This is a genomic window from Photorhabdus machadonis, from assembly GCF_052657765.1.
In genome coordinates this window covers 4869224-4887041 of record NZ_CP199761.1, presented here as the reverse complement: position 1 = coordinate 4887041, position 17818 = coordinate 4869224, and the positions used below count along the sequence as shown (strand labels likewise).

The following is a 17818-nucleotide window of genomic DNA, read 5'->3' as shown; positions in this document are numbered from 1 at the left end:
ACATATCCCTGCGGATATCATAAGTAATTAAATTTTAAGATCACTTGCCAGTGTCGCTACCATTACCGCTTTAATGGTATGCAGACGATTTTCTGCCTGATCAAACACAATGCTGTGCTCTGATTCAAAAACTTCATTGGTGACTTCCAGCCCTCCATACATATCAAATTCAGCGGCGAGTTGCTTGCCTAACGTCGTTTCTTCATCATGGAATGCGGGCAAGCAGTGCAGGAATTTTACCTGTGGGTTGCCTGTCATTTTCACCACATCCATATTCACCTGATAAGGTTTTAATAGGTTAACCCGTTGTTGCCAAACTTCTTTTGGCTCACCCATAGAAACCCAGACATCGGTATAAAGAAAATCAGCGTCTTTAACCCCCTCAGGGACATTTTCGGTTAGCGTAATTTTCCCGCCTGTTTTTTCGGCCAGTTTCTGACAGTTTGCAACCAGCGCTGCATCTGGCCAGTACTGTTCAGGAGCCATTAGCCGAACATCCATGCCTGTCAATGCCGCAGCTTCCAACATGGTATTACCCATATTGTTACGGGCATCCCCCAAGTAGGCGAATTTGATTTCTGACAGCGGTTTCTCTGGTTGATATTCCTGAATAGTCAGCAAATCTGCCAGTAACTGAGTAGGGTGAAATTCATCCGTCAGCCCATTCCATACAGGAACATCTGCATATTCTGCCAGGGCTTCAACCACTTTCTGAGCATGGCCGCGATATTGAATACCGTCATACATGCGGCCAAGTATACGGGCGGTATCCTTAATTGATTCTTTATGACCAATCTGGCTACCACTGGAACCAAGATAGGTGATATTTGCCCCCTGATCGTAAGCGGCTACTTCAAATGAACAGCGGGTGCGAGTGGAGTCTTTTTCAAAAATCAGCACAATATTTTTACCTGTTAGCCAGGCTTTTTCTGTGCCGGATTTTTTAGTCGATTTTAATTCAGCCGCCAGTTTTAGGAAGGCATGGATTTCTGCTGAGGAAAAATCAAGCAGCCTTAGGAAATTACGTTGATAGAATGGATTCATGGTTGGATATCTCCACATTTATTTCTTGCATTTAAATTCAATTTATATCTATAAAAATTCAATTTCAACTCCGCATTAGATTTCTTTGATGTAAACAGTGGTTAGCCTGCTTGTGGTGTGGGAGAATGAACATTGGGACGGCCAACTGATTGAGGGTATTGGGTATGGCAAATCAAAAAGACTTAGAAGAACAACGCGAAGAAACGCGCCTTATTATTGAAGAATTACTGGAAGATGGTAGTGATCCAGATGCGCTTTATGCCATTGAACACCACTTTTCTGCGGAAGATTTTAATCTGTTGGAAAAGGCGGCAGTTGAAGCCTTTAAGCTGGGTTATGAAGTGACTGACGCGGAAGAATTGGAAATCGAAGATGGTTCTATTCTGATGTGTTGTGATGTTATCAGCGAATGTGGGTTGAATGCTGAATTGATTGATGCTCAGGTTGAGCAACTGGCAAATCTGGCCGAGAAGATGGGTGTCAATTATGACGGTTGGGGCACTTATTTCGAAGATCCTGATGAGCAAGATGAAGACGGCGAAGATGATTTGCCAGAGCAGGGTGAAACCATACTTCATTAATAAAATCAATTCGTTAAAAATCTTGTGTTAGCTCTGGTCGTGGCTGATGCATATGATTAAAAACAAAATAGTCCTTATATGCTTTTGCGAATAAGGGCTATTGTATTTTAATGGATTATCTTATCAAACCATGTTCTCTGACCTTTGAAAGAATCGTCCCTTTCCTGATTTGGTTTGCCTCAGTGATTTCCCTTTTTAATTCTTGTCCCAGCTCATTAGAAACCAGATCTTTATGTTTTTCTGCGAGTTCTCCTAATTCTTCTGCGGTATGAACAACGCCGGTCACTTTCCATGCCAGAAACGCGATTTTTAATGCTCCTTTAATCACCAGATGTGGTCTTTAGGTTAATTACAGAATTGTGAAGATTCATATTTCGGTTTCTTGAAATGTTTCAATCTACTTAGACAACTTGATAGTAATAACCTGAAACTTTACTACGTAATGAATAAATATTTAACAAAATAGTATGATAATTTTTGAAATTGACAACATGGGAATTAATATTTCAACAGATAGAAATAGAATGGTATAAGAGCAGAGGAATTATTTTCATTGAAATTCTTTATGGATGGTAAATATTATATGTTTTTTTTGGAGTAATAATGTAAATAAATATTTTATTTATGTGATATTTTTATGTAAAAATAAATAATATTGAATGCAATTAATTTAAAATTTTTTTGGATATATATTTAAAATGTTTTTATTATTTTGCATTACAGATTTTTTACGGATGTTAAAATAAAATACATAAGGCGGTTTGGTGGTTTTCTATATTAACTCTCTGATGAAAAATAAATAAATAAATAAATATTAATTATTGCCATTGTCTATAATATAGGTGTCGTTAAAGGATGTAAAGAATTACAATTTATTAACCGAAGAAAATAATTCAGTTTTATGATTTTTTATAACGCATCAATATTGTTGAGCATGATTTTACTCTAAGTAGTAAGTTAATAGTAATATCATATATATTAACATTAATTATCTCAGGAAAATAATATTAACTTAAAAAAGGTGTCTCAAATGGCTAAATAACTTTCCAAAATAGTGCTCCACTCCGTACAACGCTTTGTGTAGCAAGGGCTGTGCGCTATGCATAGCAGAGCGATAAGTTAATGCTGCCTATCAAGCATCAGACTTGCACTACTCGGACATTAATCAAATAGACCAACTGTATCGGTATTATGAAAAGCTATTTAGTGTAACTCATATTAGGGGCGTTATTAATGATATTCCTAGGAAAATATATATTGTGGAAGGTGAAAACAATAGTAGAATTCACACTATTAACGCTAATTCTGTATTGATAAGTAACATTAAGGTGCAATGGATTGGCAATCAAGAGGAGAATAATAAGGCTATCCGTATAACGATAGTGGGTTAACCAAGTACCGCGATTATTGGGATCCTCCTCATAAGGATAAAATGAAATATTATAAAGAAGAGGGTTTTAGCTATGCAAATGCAAAGAATATAGAAGGTCCAAGTTCAGGAGGAGGAAATAAAACTTTGCGTTTCTATATAAATAATAATCAGGTGTTGAAATTCAAAATAATTTAATTAAGATAAAACCACCTCTCGTATAAAGAGGCGGTTATTTTCTTATTTAGAAATGTCGGTGCCAAAATATTGAGTAGAAATACGCAGATAAGTGCCATCCGCTTTGATATCGGCTAACGCTTTATCGATAGCAGTTTGTAATTCTGGTTCGCCTTTTCGGATTAGAATACCAACTTGATCACCATTGGGTTCAGTTGCAACAATTTTTACCGGTGCATTGGGTTTGTGTTTCTTAAAATCCAGATAGGATAGATTATCGTTGATAGTAGCATCGGCTCTGCCTGTAGCAACCAAATCAATTGACTGATTAAATCCTTCCGTGGGGACAATTTCTGCGCCGTGACGTTTTGCTAACTGCGCGTAATTACTGGTCAGGCTGTGGCTTGATGTTTTACCTTTCAGGTCGTTGAACGTTTTAATATTGTCATTGTTTTGACGGGTGATAAGTACGGCTTTAGAGATAATATACGGGGCGGAAAAGTCATATTTCTTTTTACGCTCTGGCGTAATAGCGACTTGATTAATTACTGCGTCATAGCGTTTGGCATCAAGTCCGGCAATAAGCCCATCCCATTTTCCTTCGGTGAATTCCGCTTTGACATTCAGACGGCGTGCGATTTCGCGACCAATATCAACATCAAAGCCGGTTAAGGATCCTGAAGTATCGTGATAGGTAAATGGCGGATAGGTTCCTTCGGTAGCGATTTTAAACACGCCGGCTGATTTAATGTTATCAAGGCCAGACTCTGCACTGGCAGAATATGCAATGCCAAATTGAATGACGCCAGCCAATAATACGGTAAGGAATGCTTTCATTTTATTTCTCCAAACTGTCAGAAAATTTATTTAATCGTAATTGATTTGATGGATTCAACGCGCAATTACGGCAAGGTGTTTTTAACGGTGGGTTATATCTCCCAATCCGGTAAGGTATTCGTTAAAGTGGAAACAAATTCAACCGTCCGCGGCTTGAGAGCACGGGTAAAAATCGTTTTTGATGTCCCCGATTCGACAATTTCGCCAGATTCTAAAAATATGACGTTGTAAGCAAGATTGGCAGCTAGACGTAGATCGTGTGTCGCCATCAACATCGTCGTTCCTTCTTTAGCCAACTGCTTCAATACAGCAACAACTTCCAGCGATAATTCCGGGTCAAGCGCGGAAGTTGGTTCATCACACAATAACACTTTGGGGGAAGGTGCCAGCGCCCTGGCAATTGCTACACGCTGTTGCTGACCACCGGATAGTGTGGCAGGCAAGACATCGGCTTTGTGTGACATGCCAACCTTTTCCAGTAGTTCAAGTGCTCGCTTTTTAGCCTTTTCAGGCGACCATTTCTGCACCCAAATAAGCCCTTCCATAATGTTTTCAATCACCGTCAGATGAGGGAAAAGCTGAAAATTTTGAAACACCATGCCGGTTTGCTGGCGGATCCGTTGTATATCCTTATGGGCTATACGCTCTTTACCGATGAAAGTCATGCTTTCACTGCCGATTTGGAGCTTCCCGGCCTGGGGAATTTCTAATAAGTTGATGCAGCGTAATAGCGTGCTTTTGCCACTTCCTGATGGGCCGATCAGGGCGGTAAGACTGCCTTCCTCAATGGTAAGATCGATATTTTTCAGGACCTTTTGCCCGCCAAAACTTTTTTCAATGCCGGAGAGCTGAATCATCTTTTAATTCCTTTGTATCACTCTGTTGCGAGAACTTCTTTTCCAGACGGGTTTGCAATGATGACAATACTGAACTGATTATCAGATAAAGTATTGCAGCCTCGGTATAAAGAATGAGGGGTTGATAAGTCACCGCAGCAATACGTTGTGCCGCAAGGAAAAGCTCCGGTACGGTAATGACTGAGGCTAATGAAGTATCTTTCACCAGTGAAATAAATGTGTTTGAGAGTGGTGGAATAGCGATTCTCGCGGCTTGAGGCAGAATGATCCGGCGTAATGATTGTGTCCAGCTCATACCAATAGAATAAGCAGCTTCCCACTGTCCTTTTGGTACAGACAATAAAGTGGCGCGAATCACCTCGGATGTATAGGCGCCAACATTCAGAGTGAAACCAATAATGGCAGAGGTAAATGCGCCCAGCGTAATACCGACGCTGGGTAAGGCATAAAAAATAAGAAACAGTTGTACAAGTAACGGTGTACCACGGATCAGCCATACGTAGAATTTGACGACAGCAATAAGAGGCTTTGGCCCGTAAAGCCGGATGAGTGCAACGATAAACCCAAGTATGATACCAAGAGTAAAGGTAATAAGCGTCAGCGGAATAGTGAAAGTAAGGCCTGCATAAAACATAGGCCAAAAAGAATCGAGTACTAAATTAAACCAGGAGGGCTCCATATACTTTCCCTATTGTGTGTAATATAAAAATATATTTATTTTTATGAGATTGTTTTAAATATCATATGGCAAGCTGGGGATTTATATATATAAAATAAAGTTATATCATATTGTTATTTTAGATATATAAAATATTTGTATAAATTAAGATATTTTATGTTTGATTGAAATATTCTCCGGTTATTCAATTCAACAAGGATTAAGGATAAAGTTCCCTGGTCAGAATTTGTATCCAACGTTGAGGGAACGGGTGCATTTGAGTAAGGTATGTTTCACTTATTCGGGAATATTGTCGCCAAAGTATTGAACCCAGATGCGCTGATAGGTGCCATCAGTTTTGATATCAACAATTGCTTTATCGATAGCCGTTTTTAGCTCTGACTCGCCTTGGCGGAGTAAAATTGCTGTTTGCCCTGCGTTTGGATCAGATGCCACAATTTTCACCGGTGCATTTGGCTTGTGTTTCTTATAGTCCAGATAAGAGAGGCTATCGTTGATAGTGGCATCGGCTCTGCCGGTACTGACCAGTTCGATTTCTTGGTTAAATCCATTCGTGGCGATGATTTCCGCGCCATTATTTCTTGCTATCTGAGCGAAGTTGTTGGTCAGAGTATGTGCTGAGGTTTTACCTTGCAAGTCACTGAATGTTTTTATGCTGTTGTTATCTTTATTGGTGATAAGTACAGCTTGAGATGTGATATAGGGAATAGAAAAATCATATTTTTTCTGGCGCTCAGGAGTAATCGCAATTTGATTAATGACAGCATCAGAACGTCCGGCATCTAGCCCAGCAATAAGACCATCCCATTTTCCTTCGATAAATGTCGGTTTGACATTCAGCCGATGGGCAATTTCACGACCGATATCGACATCAAAACCAGTCAAAGTGCCTGAAGCGTCGCGATAAGTAAAGGGTGGATAAGCCCCTTCAGTTGCAATTCTAAATATGCCGGTGGATTGAATCTTATCAAACGTTGATTCTGCATTGGCAGAATGTACAAGACCGAATTGAACAGTACTTGCCAATAACAGGGTAAAAATTATTTTCATTTTATTTCTCCAGATTATTAGAGTTATTAAATCATAATCTAAAATTATCACTGATAATAATATATTTATTTATGTGATTTTATTCCAGATATAATGTGCGAAATTTAATGATTTATATATAAAATAAAATTATATCATATTGTAATTTCATATGGATAAATGAATGAAATAAACATTTATTATATGATTCATTATTAATGAAGTAGCTATTGTTATTTTCAATATATTTTATGGTGTTTATATAGAATGGGGTTAATTTACACTTTCTTATAAATTTTATCGTTTACGTTTTAAATTAAAAAGCCACTGACAACGAATTGCAGTGGCTTTGATGAAAATTTACTTGTTGAAAATATTACAGCGCAGCAATGGTTTCCTTCTGAGCTAACAGCTTCTCTTTTGATGCATTACAGGTTGCCAGGCGTTCACGTTCTTTAGTGACAACGGCTTCAGGTGCCCGACTGACAAAGCCTTCATTCGACAGTTTACCTTCAATGCTGCCAATCTCTTTATCCAGCTTCTCAATCTCTTTATCCAAACGGCCCAACTCGGTTTGTTTATCGACTAATCCCGCCATTGGGATTAACACCTCTGCGCCATTAATCAGCTTAGTCACAGAAACCGGAGCTTCTTCACCAGCAGACAGAATAGTGACAGAAGAGAGGCGGCCCATTGCCTGAATAAAATTCAGATTTTCTGCTACACGACGTTGTGCGTCGGCATCGGCATTACGCAGCAGAACTTCCAATGGTTTGCCTGGCGCGATGTTCATTTCAGCCCGGATATTACGTACTGCAATAATCGCTTCTTTAATCCATTCCAGATCGGTCAGTGCCCATTCATCCGCTTTCGCCTGATTAAATTCTGGGAACGGTTGCAACATAATGGTATCTGCTTCAATCCCCTTAACCATTTTCACCCGCTGCCAAATGGTTTCGGTGATAAATGGAATAATAGGATGAGCCAGGCGCAATAACCCTTCCAGAACTTCAATTAAAGTATGACGGGCACCACGAACTTCGGCTTCTGAACCTTTGTTGATCGCTGGTTTAGACAGCTCCAGATACCAGTCACAGAATTGGTTCCAAGTGAATTCATAAAGAATATTGGCAGCCATATCAAAACGATAGGTATCCAGTGCTTCACGATAGGCTTTTACTGTCTGGTTAAATTCAGCCAAGATCCAGCGATCAGCCAGTGACAGCACCATTTCGCCGCCATTTTGGCCGCAATCCTGACCTTCCGTATTCATCAGAACAAAACGGCTGGCGTTCCACAGTTTGTTACAAAAATTACGGTAACCTTGCAGACGCTTCATATCCCAGTTGATATCACGACCTGTAGAGGCCAATGCTGCCAGTGTAAAGCGCAGGGCATCGGTACCGTGAGATTCAATACCCGCCGGGAATTGCTTCTCTGTACGCTTGCGGATTTTTTCAGCCAATTGTGGCTGCATCATATTGCCGGTACGTTTTTCCAGCAGGTTTTCCAGGGAAATACCGTCAACCATATCCAGCGGGTCAATGACATTCCCTTTGGATTTGGACATCTTCTGGCCTTCGTCATCCCGGATAAGTCCGGTCATGTAGACGGTCTTAAATGGAACCTGAGGCTTGCCATTTTCATCTTTGATGAAATGCATGGTCATCATGATCATACGGGCAATCCAGAAGAAGATGATATCAAAGCCACTTACCAACACGTCCGTTGGATGGAAAGTCTTCAGCGCTTCTGTTTGTTCTGGCCAGCCAAGGGTAGAAAAAGTCCACAGACCGGAAGAGAACCACGTATCCAATACATCTTCATCTTGGTTTAGGGCGACATCTGCACCCAGATTATTTTCACGACGAACTTCTTCTTCGTTGCGGCCTACGTAGACATTACCTTCAGCGTCATACCACGCCGGAATACGGTGGCCCCACCACAATTGACGGGAGATACACCAATCCTGAATATCGCGCATCCAGGAGTAATACATATTTTCATACTGCTTAGGTACGAACTGGATATCGCCATTTTCAACGGCTTCGATAGCCACTTTCGCCAGAGGCGCTGTACGGACATACCACTGATCAGTCAGCATTGGCTCAATAACCACACCGCCACGATCACCATAAGGAACGGTCAGATCATGAGCTTTGATTTCGACCAGCAGACCCCGTTTTTCAAACTCAGCAACCATCGCTTTACGAGCGGCAAAACGCTCCATGCCCTGGTATTCAGCCGGAATATCAGAACTGTAACCATCAGAAATCTCACCATTGGTATCGAAAATTTCTGCTTCATTACGGATACTGCCATCAAGTGTCATGATATTGATCATTGGCAAAGCATGGCGTTTACCCACTTCATAGTCATTGAAGTCATGGGCCGGCGTGATTTTTACGCAACCGGTGCCTTTTTCCATATCCGCGTGTTCATCACCGATAATAGGAATGCGGCGGTTAACCAATGGCAGAATGATCTCTTTGCCGATTAAATCTTTATAACGCGGATCTTCCGGGTTAACGGCTACACCGGTATCGCCCAACATAGTTTCAGGCCGGGTAGTTGCAACGATCAGGTAATCTTTACCTTCTGCGGTTGTTACGCCATCAGCCAGCGGATATCGCAGATGCCACATAGAACCTTTAACTTCCCGGTTATCAACTTCCAGATCAGAGATTGCAGTGTGCAGTTTTGGATCCCAGTTAACCAGACGTTTGCCCCGGTAAATCAGGTTTTCTTTATATAAACGGACAAAAGCTTCTTTTACGGCGTTGGACAGACCTTCATCCATGGTAAAACGTTCACGCTCCCAGTCAACAGAGTTACCCAGACGGCGCATCTGATTGGTAATCGTGCCGCCGGATTCTGCTTTCCACTGCCAGATTTTATCGATAAAAGCATCGCGGCCATAATCGTGACGGGTTTTGCCTTCTTCTGCTGCGATCTTACGTTCAACTACCATTTGAGTAGCGATACCGGCATGGTCAGTACCGGATTGCCACAAGGTGTTTTTACCCTGCATCCGCTGATAACGGATCATCGTATCCATAATGGTTTGCTGGAACGCATGGCCCATATGCAGACTGCCAGTCACATTTGGTGGCGGGATAACAATACAGAAACTTTCGCGGCTGGTGTCACCATTAGGTTTGAAATAACCACTTTTCTCCCAATGGGTATAAAGAGGCTGCTCAATTTCTTTAGGATTGTAAGTCTTATCGAGAGATGGCTCGGATTGCGTTTGGTTAGCGGGTGTTTTTTCCATTTTATCTTAATACTTAGTATGTTGGCGGCGTTGCCATGGTCAAATTAAAGCCGACGCTGCGATATGTTTTATATCGTTCACGCGCCAACTGTTTCAAATTTTCATCTATAGGAACGAAGTCTATCACTTCATGGAAAGCGGTGGCAAAGTCTGCAAAGTGCGGCAGCAGATTTATCAGGATATCACGGGGTGCATTTCCCCGTTTTTGTGGCCAACATAGCTCAACCGGGGCACCATATCTTGGCCCTTCACCCGCGAGGTTATGCGGGACGAACTGATGAGGCTCCCGTTGCCATAAAGCTTCATCTAACTTTTCTGCCTGTTGTTGATCTTCACAGGCAATCAGCACCCGCTTTCCTGCTCGCCATTGGTCAGCCGCAAATTGACATGCCAGCCATTCGTGAGCCTGCAAATCCTCTTGCGGTGATGGCTGTTCCAGTAAATAAAACGTGGCACTTTTCATTAATGTCTCTGTTACGGAGAAAGGGCATTGTAAATGCCCTTATAATAAGCGGGGATGGATTAAATCAATCGTCGTTATTGATACCAGCATTGCCTGCACGATTTAACAGGAATTGCGACAGTAATGCAACCGGGCGGCCTGTTGCGCCTTTTGTTTTACCTGAACGCCATGCAGTACCGGCGATATCCAGGTGTGCCCAGTGATATTTTGTGGCGAAGCGGGATAGGAAGCAGGCTGCGGTAATCGCGCCACCCCCACTGCCACCGGCGTTTGCCAGATCAGCGAAATTAGAATCAATTTGCTCAAAAAACTCATCGGTCATTGGCAGACGCCATGCGCGATCACCTGATTGTTCAGAAGCATTTAGTAGCTCATGGGCCAGTGGATTATGGTTGGATAGCAATCCACTGTAATGATTACCAAGGGCAGTGATGCAAGCACCAGTCAGCGTAGCGATATCAATGACCAGTTCCGGATCGAAACGTTCAACGTAAGTTAACGTGTCACACAGAACCAGTCGGCCTTCTGCATCAGTATTGAGCACTTCGACAGTCTGACCGGATAGGGTGGTTAAAATATCTCCTGGGCGGTAAGCACGGCCTCCCGGCATATTCTCACAGCCTGCCATTACACCGATAACATTGAGTGGTAGTTGCAACTCAGCAACCACACGCATAACACCATAAACGGTTGCAGCACCACACATATCGTATTTCATCTCATCCATGCCACCCGCAGGTTTGATTGAAATACCACCGGAGTCAAAAGTCAGGCCCTTGCCAACCAGGATAATGGGTTTGGCATTTTTATCCGGACTGCCTTTATATTCCATGACTGACATGAGAGATTCATTCTGAGAACCCTGACCAACAGCCAGATAGGCGTTCATTCCCAGCTCTTTCATCTGCTCTTCACCAATGACTTTGGTTGTAATGTGGCTATTGACAGAATCTGCGAGTTGGCGTGCCTGAGAGGCTAGGTAAGCTGCGTTACAGATATTTGGCGGCATATTGCCAAGATCTTTGGTCGCTTTGATACCGGCAGCAATAGCAAGACCGTGTTGGATTGCACGTTCACCGCTAGTCAGCTCCCGGCGAGTTGGAACATTGAAGACCATTTTACGCAGTGGGCGGCGCAACTCATTTTTATTACTTTTAAGCTGGTCGAAGACATAGAGAGACTCTTTGGCTGTTTCTACCGCTTGGCGTACTTTCCAGTAATTATTACGGCCTTTAACATGCAACTCTGTTAAGAAACAGACCGCTTCCATTGAACCTGTTTCATTAAGGGTATTGATCGTTTTCTGGATAATCTGTTTATACTGACGTTCATCCAGTTCGCGCTCTTTACCGCAGCCAATGAGCAAAATACGTTCAGATAACACATTGGGAACATGATGCAGCAGCAGAGATTGACCAACTTTGCCTTCCAGTTCACCACGGCGCAGCAAGGCGCTGATATAACCATCACTTATTTTATCGAGCTGTTCGGCAATAGGGGAAAGGCGGCGCGGTTCGAAAACGCCGACAATGATACACGCGCTGCGCTGTTTCTCCGGGCTACCGCTTTTTACACTAAATTCCATGCGTTCTCCTGAATCTTAAAGACAAAGACGTACGCTATCGTTAAAATATAGCGTTCCGCATTAATCTACCCCATAGAAAGTTCACTCTTTATGTTAAGCTAAACGCACTACTTAATAATTGTTTAGCTAACTATTTAAGTATGTTCTGATTGGGAACCTAAATAAATATGAAATGCTTCGAGAACATTTTAGCAATAGGGAAGCCAAACTGATGCATATAATAAATAGTAGATATACAATGAAGTTAGCCATTTTCCTGCAAAAAGACAAGTTTTCACAGGCGTAATAAGCGTGATCATCATTAGATATCTGGTACGGGAAACCCTGAAAAGCCAAGTTGCGATACTCTTTATCCTTTTACTGATTTTTTTCTGTCAAAAATTAGTAGAAATTCTGGGTGCAGCAGTGGAAGGAAACGTCCCGGCAAATTTGGTTTTATCCTTGTTAGGGCTAGGTGTGCCTGAAATGGCGCAGCTTATTTTACCCCTGAGTCTTTTTCTTGGGGTATTGATGACTTTCAGCAAACTCTATACTGAAAGTGAAATTACTGTTATGCATGCGTGTGGCTTGGGCAAACGCGTGTTGGTGGTTTCGGCATTTATTCTGGCATTGTTGACTTCCGCGCTGGCGGCGGTGAATGTCATTTGGGCAATGCCGTGGTCCTCAATATATCAGGAACATGTGCTGGCTGACGCCAGGGCTAACCCAAGCCTGGCGGCGATAATGGAAGGGAGATTCAAACCTGCCAATAACGGCAACTTGGTGCTCTATATTGGTAACGTGCACGGCGACAAATTCGAAAACGTATTTCTTGCCCAGCTTCGTCCGGTTGATAACCAGCGTCCTTCAGTTGTGATCTCGGATGGTGGTCATATGGTGGAGCGGCCTGATGGTAAACAGATGGTTGTCCTTAACCACGGTACCCGTTACGAAGGTACTGCAATGCTGCGGGATTTTAGAATTACCGAGTTCAATGATTATCAGGCGGTTGTTGGGCATCAGGCCTCGACTGTAGATGGCGATAAAATTGAACAAAAGTCCATGACTCAGTTATGGCAAAATGATGATAAAGATTCCCGCGCTGAGTTCCATTGGCGCTTGACCTTGGTGCTCTCGGTATTGATTATGACCATGATGGTTGTACCATTAAGTGCGGTGAACCCACGTCAGGGCCGGGTACTCAGCATGTTGCCTGCGATGCTGCTTTACCTGATCTTCTTCTTACTACAAAGCTCCCTGCGTTCTAATGGTAGCAAGGGCAAATTGGATCCGATGATCTGGATGTGGGCGGTTAACGGGGCTTATCTGATGCTGGCGTTGATTCTTAATATCTGGGATACCGTACCGATGCGCAGGATTCGGGCCCGTTTCAAAGGTAGAGGAGTAGCCTGATGTTTGGTGTATTGGATCGTTATATTGGGCGGACTATTCTACAAACTATTCTGATGACACTATTTATGCTGGTATCACTCTCCGGCATTATTAAGTTTGTTGACGAATTAAGAAGAGTGGGGCGGGGGGAATATACCACTCTTTCCGCTGGTCTTTATGCTTTACTGAGTGTGCCGAAAGATATTCAGATATTCTTCCCGATGGCCGCTTTACTTGGGGCTTTACTGGGGCTTGGCACGTTGGCAACCCGCAGCGAGCTGGTGGTTATGCAGGCTTCTGGTTTTACCCGTATGCAGGTTGCTGGCTCAGTCATGAAAACGGCAATTCCGCTGGTGATCCTGACCATGGTTATTGGTGAATGGGTTGCGCCACAAGGTGAACAGATGGCACGTAACTACCGGGCTCAGAAGATATTTGGTGGTTCTCTGGTTTCAACAACTAAAGGCATGTGGGCGAAAGATGGGGCTGATTTTATCTACATCCAGCAGTTAACGAGTGATACAGAGATTAAAGGCGTCAATATCTATCATTTTGATGATGATAAAAAACTACTCTCTGTAAAATATGCAGCCAGTGCTGTTTATGACGAAGATAGTGACTTGTGGAAGCTTTCTCAGGTGGAAGAATCTGACCTGACAGACAACAAAAAAATCACGGGATCACAGAGTATCTCTGGTGACTGGAAAACTCGGCTGACACCACAAAAATTGGGTGTTGTCGCGCTCGATCCTGACGCGCTTTCCATCAGTGGCTTGTATCAGTACATCAAGTATCTCAAACAGAGTGAGCAGGAATCAGGGCGTTATCAACTGAATATGTGGAAAAAGATATTTGCCCCACTTTCAGTTGCGGTAATGATGTTGATGGCGCTCTCTTTCATCTTCGGACCGCTGCGTACCGTACCGATGGGTGTTAAAATAGTAACAGGGATCAGTTTTGGCTTCTTATTTTATGTTCTCAACGAGATCTTTGGCCCACTGAGTCTGGTTTACAGTATGCCGGCAGTTCTGGCAGCGTTGCTACCAAGTTTTCTGTTCCTTACTGTGAGTGTTTATTTACTGCTTAAGAGACAGTAACTTTTAGAAATCGTGGTGCAGATGATGGGAACCTGATATTAGAGGCACCACCGGGATGGAGAACTACTAAGCGGGAAACTCCATCCCAGGTATCTCGATTTATAAAACTCAGATTCAAACTTGTTTGTGATTCCTCGACAATGCAGTTACCAGTTGATTAACTCCGGTCGTTACATTGCTGAACTTACTGCGTTGCTTCCGGGTAATCACCACAAATACCCCGATATTCTGCTCGGGGATCATTGCCATATACGTATTGAACCCACCGCCGCCACCGGTTTTCTGATAAATACCCGGCACATCACCACGGGCGTTCATGTAAACCCAGCCAAGGCCGATGCCATCTGCCTGACCGGCAACATCCATTCCTTTAATTGAAGCCAGATCGGAACGCTTAAAATAAACTCCCTGCTCGCGGCTGGCGGTCTGCTTACGTAACTGACTGTCTGATGACAAAAACTGCTGCATCCAGCGCTGCATATCTCTTGGCGTTGAATAAATTCCACCACTACCCGCTGCCGCAACAGTGTTAAGGCATGGGCTGGATTTATCACTTTCCATCAGACGGGCGCACTGAGAGCGGTTGGGTGTCAGTGTCGTGTCTTTCATGTAATAAGGGCCGGTGATCTTATCGTGCAACAGGCGGGTATATGGCTTACCTGCGGCTTTAGCGAGCGCATCCGCTAATAAATCGTAAGCCAGATTGGAATAAGATACAGTCGTGCCTGGAGATACATCTGATTGAGCTGCTTTCAACCAAGTCCAGCGATTGGCTTGTGTAGGCCAGACAAAAACAGGGCGTCCCCATTGACCTCCCGGCTGCTCACGAGGCAAACCACTGGTATGGCTTGCCAGGTGGAACAACCGGATAGGCTGAAGAGGGCTGTATTGAGGCACTTTCACGCCATAATAGCTGTAATCTTGCAATGGATCGGTGGAACGCAGAACCTTATCCTCTTCCAGCTTGATCATAATCTCACTGGTCATCAGCTTAGTCAGTGAGGCGATGCGGATAACTGAATCAGGCTTAGGACGGATACCGTTTCCCGGACGGGTTTCACCGAAACTGCGGTAAACTGCCTGATTATTATCAATCACCACCATCGCCATGCCTTGAGCATTGCTGCCATTGAAAATATCCTGCGCGTACTGATCAACCAATTGCGAAGCTAGCTTTTTAGTTCTCGCATTTCCTTCAAACACCTCCCATTTCAATGGTTGTTTCTTCGGTTGCAGAAACTGTGTCGAATAGGTTTTATCGGAAGAAGAACAGGCTGCGAGAGCCAACATCATGGCAGAAACAGGGAAGATCTTAAAAAACTGTTTATTCATTTTGAATTAACCAATCAGGCATACTTCCAGTGAACTGACGGACAGGATAGAGATATCAAAATACGGTTACTTATTCTTTTTAAACAGCATCATCAACGCGCCAATGACAATGCCCAAAAAGATACCGGCACCAATCCAGCTAATAATAGTCATAACCATTTACCTCATAGTGAATTATCATCCAGATTATATAAGGTGATTATAAGTTGTCTATCGGCGTCAGGTGTTTCAGCCCATTATGGTGATATAAAACTGTTTTAGGTTTTTTTTCGGTTGTGAGCTGGTGCTGAGTAGGAAGATTAATTTCAGACTAAAAAGATATTGCTGAGTATGCTTTATACTTGTTTGGGGTTTTTGTGTTTAACAATTGAGCGTGAATTTGTATTGAATAAATGGAAATGATCTTTTTTTCGACGGTTAAACTAAATCAGTAGGATAACTATTGCTAACAGATCACTGACAGGTATAATAGCTCCCGTTATCCGCATACTACTTCAGTGCCGAAGTGGCGAAATCGGTAGACGCAGTTGATTCAAAATCAACCGCCTTCGGGTGTGCCGGTTCGAGTCCGGCCTTCGGCACCATTCGTTAGTTTATTAACGTCTACCCAAGTCTACAAACTCCCAAAAAACTCCAATAAATCAAGATACTTAGTTATTTTGACGTCTACTGTGGTCTGTTGCAATCAACAAGCACCAAGGGGCATAATTTGGGGCATCTACACTTCGATTGTAAATGTGCCCCAAAAATGAAACTAAACGCCCGACAAATCGAGACTGCGAAACCGAAAGAGAAATCCTATAAATTAGCGGATGGCGCTGGCTTATATCTCGAAATCACGCCGCGCGGTTCTAAATACTGGCGCATGAAGTATCATCGCCCCACCGATAGAAAAGAAGATCGGCTGGCTTTTGGTGTCTATCCTGTTGTTTCATTAGCTGATGCACGCGCCAAACGGGACGAAGCCAAAAAATTGCTCGCTCAAGGTATTGATCCCAAAGCAGAGAGAAAAGACGCACAAGCCGAATCAAAGGGTGCATATACCTTTGAGCGGATCGCTCGTGAATGGCACGCCAGCAATAAACGGTGGAGTGAAGACCATCGAGACCGAATTATGCGAGGTTTCGAGCAATACATTTTCCCCTATATTGGTACTCTCGATATTCGCACTTTGCGAACCAGCCAACTGTTAGCACCGATCCAAGCCGTTGATACTGATGGCAAACACGATATAGCCCAGAGATTACAACAGCGTGTAGCTGCCATCATGCGTTATGCTGTCCAAAATGACCTCCTTGAATATAGCCCTGCCAATGATATGGCGGGTACTCTCACCATAGTAAAACCCAAACATCACCCTGCATTGCCTCATGAACGCCTGCCTGAATTTTTAACTCGCCTTTCATGTTATCGTGGGCGCTTACTGACCAAAATTGCGGTAGAGCTAACTTTATTAACGTTTGTTCGTTCCAGTGAAATGAGATTCGCCCGTTGGGAAGAAATCGATCTTGAAAGAGCGATCTGGCATATACCGGCGACACGAAAACCCATTGATGGTGTTAAACATTCTCAACGTGGTATGAAAATGAAAACTGAGCACATTGTACCGTTGAGCCATCAGGCGATTTCGCTTATCGAAACCTTGCACAGTCTGAGCGGAGAAAGTGAGGTAATGTTTCCCGGCGATCACGATCCAAAGAAAGTGATGAGTGAGAACACCGTCAATAATGCGTTACGTACAATGGGCTATGACACCAAAACAGAAGTTTGCGGGCACGGATTCCGCACAATGGCACGTGGTGCAATGGGAGAATCTGGCCTGTGGAGTGATGACGCGATCGAACGCCAGTTAAGCCATATCGAAAGAAACAATGTCCGGGCGGCGTATATTCACACATCCAAACATTTGGATGAACGGCGGTTGATGGTGCAATGGTGGGCGGATTATCTGGATGCTAACAAGGCGCAATTTGTAACTCCTTATGATTTTGCCAAGCCGCTTCGTGACAGGAAAAACCAGTAGCATAGCCAACAAAATTTTATATATAGGATAGCCAGTTACGTAATACATAAAAGCATGACATAAAAAACAACGCCCCGAAGTGCAGCAAACACTATCGAGG

15 protein-coding genes and 1 tRNA gene are annotated in these 17818 nt (G+C 43.2%); 6 read left to right on the top strand and 10 right to left on the bottom strand.

Going from position 1 to position 17818, the window contains the following annotated elements:
- Positions 1-27: 27 nt before the first annotated feature.
- Complete coding sequence (gene argF / locus ACUN2T_RS23480) at positions 28-1044, bottom strand: ornithine carbamoyltransferase (RefSeq protein ID WP_445495300.1); 1017 nt, start codon at positions 1042-1044, stop codon at positions 28-30.
- A 164-nt stretch (positions 1045-1208) separates the two neighbouring features.
- On the opposite strand from argF, the gene rraB reads away from it, so the two are divergent.
- Positions 1209-1625, top strand: a complete 417-nt coding sequence (rraB, locus tag ACUN2T_RS23475; RefSeq protein ID WP_445495299.1) for a ribonuclease E inhibitor RraB — start codon at positions 1209-1211, stop codon at positions 1623-1625.
- A gap of 115 nt (positions 1626-1740) precedes the next feature.
- On the opposite strand, the gene ACUN2T_RS23470 is transcribed toward rraB, so the two are convergent.
- Positions 1741-1953, bottom strand: coding sequence for a hypothetical protein (locus ACUN2T_RS23470; protein WP_445495298.1), 213 nt, complete (start codon positions 1951-1953; stop codon positions 1741-1743).
- Positions 1954-3057: 1104 nt separating this feature from the next.
- Between ACUN2T_RS23470 and ACUN2T_RS23465 the strand changes: the two genes are divergently transcribed.
- Positions 3058-3192 carry a hypothetical protein gene (locus tag ACUN2T_RS23465; protein WP_445495297.1) on the top strand — a complete coding sequence of 45 codons (135 nt, stop codon included), beginning with the start codon at positions 3058-3060 and terminating at the stop codon, positions 3190-3192.
- 42 nt (positions 3193-3234) lie between these two features.
- Here the strand turns inward: ACUN2T_RS23465 and ACUN2T_RS23460 are convergent, their stop codons facing one another.
- The 7 genes from ACUN2T_RS23460 to pepA form a co-directional block, all read right to left on the bottom strand.
- Entirely contained in the window at positions 3235-4008 is a 774-nt protein-coding gene (locus tag ACUN2T_RS23460; protein WP_445495296.1) for an amino acid ABC transporter substrate-binding protein, read from the bottom strand.
- Positions 4009-4100: 92 nt separating this feature from the next.
- Positions 4101-4865, bottom strand: coding sequence for an amino acid ABC transporter ATP-binding protein (locus tag ACUN2T_RS23455; RefSeq protein WP_445495295.1), 765 nt, complete (start codon positions 4863-4865; stop codon positions 4101-4103).
- On the bottom strand, positions 4843-5544 hold the full coding sequence (locus ACUN2T_RS23450) for an amino acid ABC transporter permease (RefSeq protein WP_445495294.1): 702 nt from the start codon (positions 5542-5544) through the stop codon (positions 4843-4845). Before ACUN2T_RS23450 ends, ACUN2T_RS23455 begins: the two co-directional genes overlap by 23 nt.
- Positions 5545-5820: 276 nt before the next feature.
- Positions 5821-6594: an amino acid ABC transporter substrate-binding protein gene (locus ACUN2T_RS23445; protein ID WP_445495293.1), complete on the bottom strand. Its 774-nt coding sequence runs from the start codon at positions 6592-6594 to the stop codon at positions 5821-5823.
- A gap of 355 nt (positions 6595-6949) precedes the next feature.
- A complete protein-coding gene (locus tag ACUN2T_RS23440) occupies positions 6950-9847 on the bottom strand; it encodes a valine--tRNA ligase (RefSeq protein WP_445495292.1) in 2898 nt (965 codons plus the stop codon).
- A gap of 13 nt (positions 9848-9860) precedes the next feature.
- Positions 9861-10310, bottom strand: a complete 450-nt coding sequence (locus tag ACUN2T_RS23435) for a DNA polymerase III subunit chi (RefSeq protein ID WP_445495291.1) — start codon at positions 10308-10310, stop codon at positions 9861-9863.
- A 64-nt stretch (positions 10311-10374) separates the two neighbouring features.
- Complete coding sequence (pepA, locus tag ACUN2T_RS23430) at positions 10375-11895, bottom strand: leucyl aminopeptidase (protein ID WP_445495290.1); 1521 nt, start codon at positions 11893-11895, stop codon at positions 10375-10377.
- 291 nt (positions 11896-12186) lie between these two features.
- Between pepA and lptF the strand changes: the two genes are divergently transcribed.
- Together lptF and lptG are read left to right on the top strand one after the other, a co-directional pair.
- On the top strand, positions 12187-13287 hold the full coding sequence (lptF, locus tag ACUN2T_RS23425) for an LPS export ABC transporter permease LptF (RefSeq protein ID WP_445495289.1): 1101 nt from the start codon (positions 12187-12189) through the stop codon (positions 13285-13287).
- Entirely contained in the window at positions 13287-14363 is a 1077-nt protein-coding gene (gene lptG / locus ACUN2T_RS23420; protein ID WP_445495288.1) for an LPS export ABC transporter permease LptG, read from the top strand. Before lptF ends, lptG begins: the two co-directional genes overlap by 1 nt.
- A 114-nt stretch (positions 14364-14477) precedes the next feature.
- On the opposite strand, the gene ampH is transcribed toward lptG, so the two are convergent.
- Entirely contained in the window at positions 14478-15695 is a 1218-nt protein-coding gene (gene ampH, locus ACUN2T_RS23415) for a D-alanyl-D-alanine-carboxypeptidase/endopeptidase AmpH (protein ID WP_445495286.1), read from the bottom strand.
- Positions 15696-16194: 499 nt separating this feature from the next.
- Between ampH and ACUN2T_RS23410 the strand changes: the two genes are divergently transcribed.
- Both ACUN2T_RS23410 and ACUN2T_RS23405 read left to right on the top strand, forming a co-directional pair.
- A tRNA-Leu gene (locus tag ACUN2T_RS23410) sits at positions 16195-16279 on the top strand.
- A gap of 164 nt (positions 16280-16443) precedes the next feature.
- On the top strand, positions 16444-17718 hold the full coding sequence (locus tag ACUN2T_RS23405; protein ID WP_445495285.1) for a tyrosine-type recombinase/integrase: 1275 nt from the start codon (positions 16444-16446) through the stop codon (positions 17716-17718).
- The last annotated feature ends 100 nt before the right edge of the window (positions 17719-17818 follow it).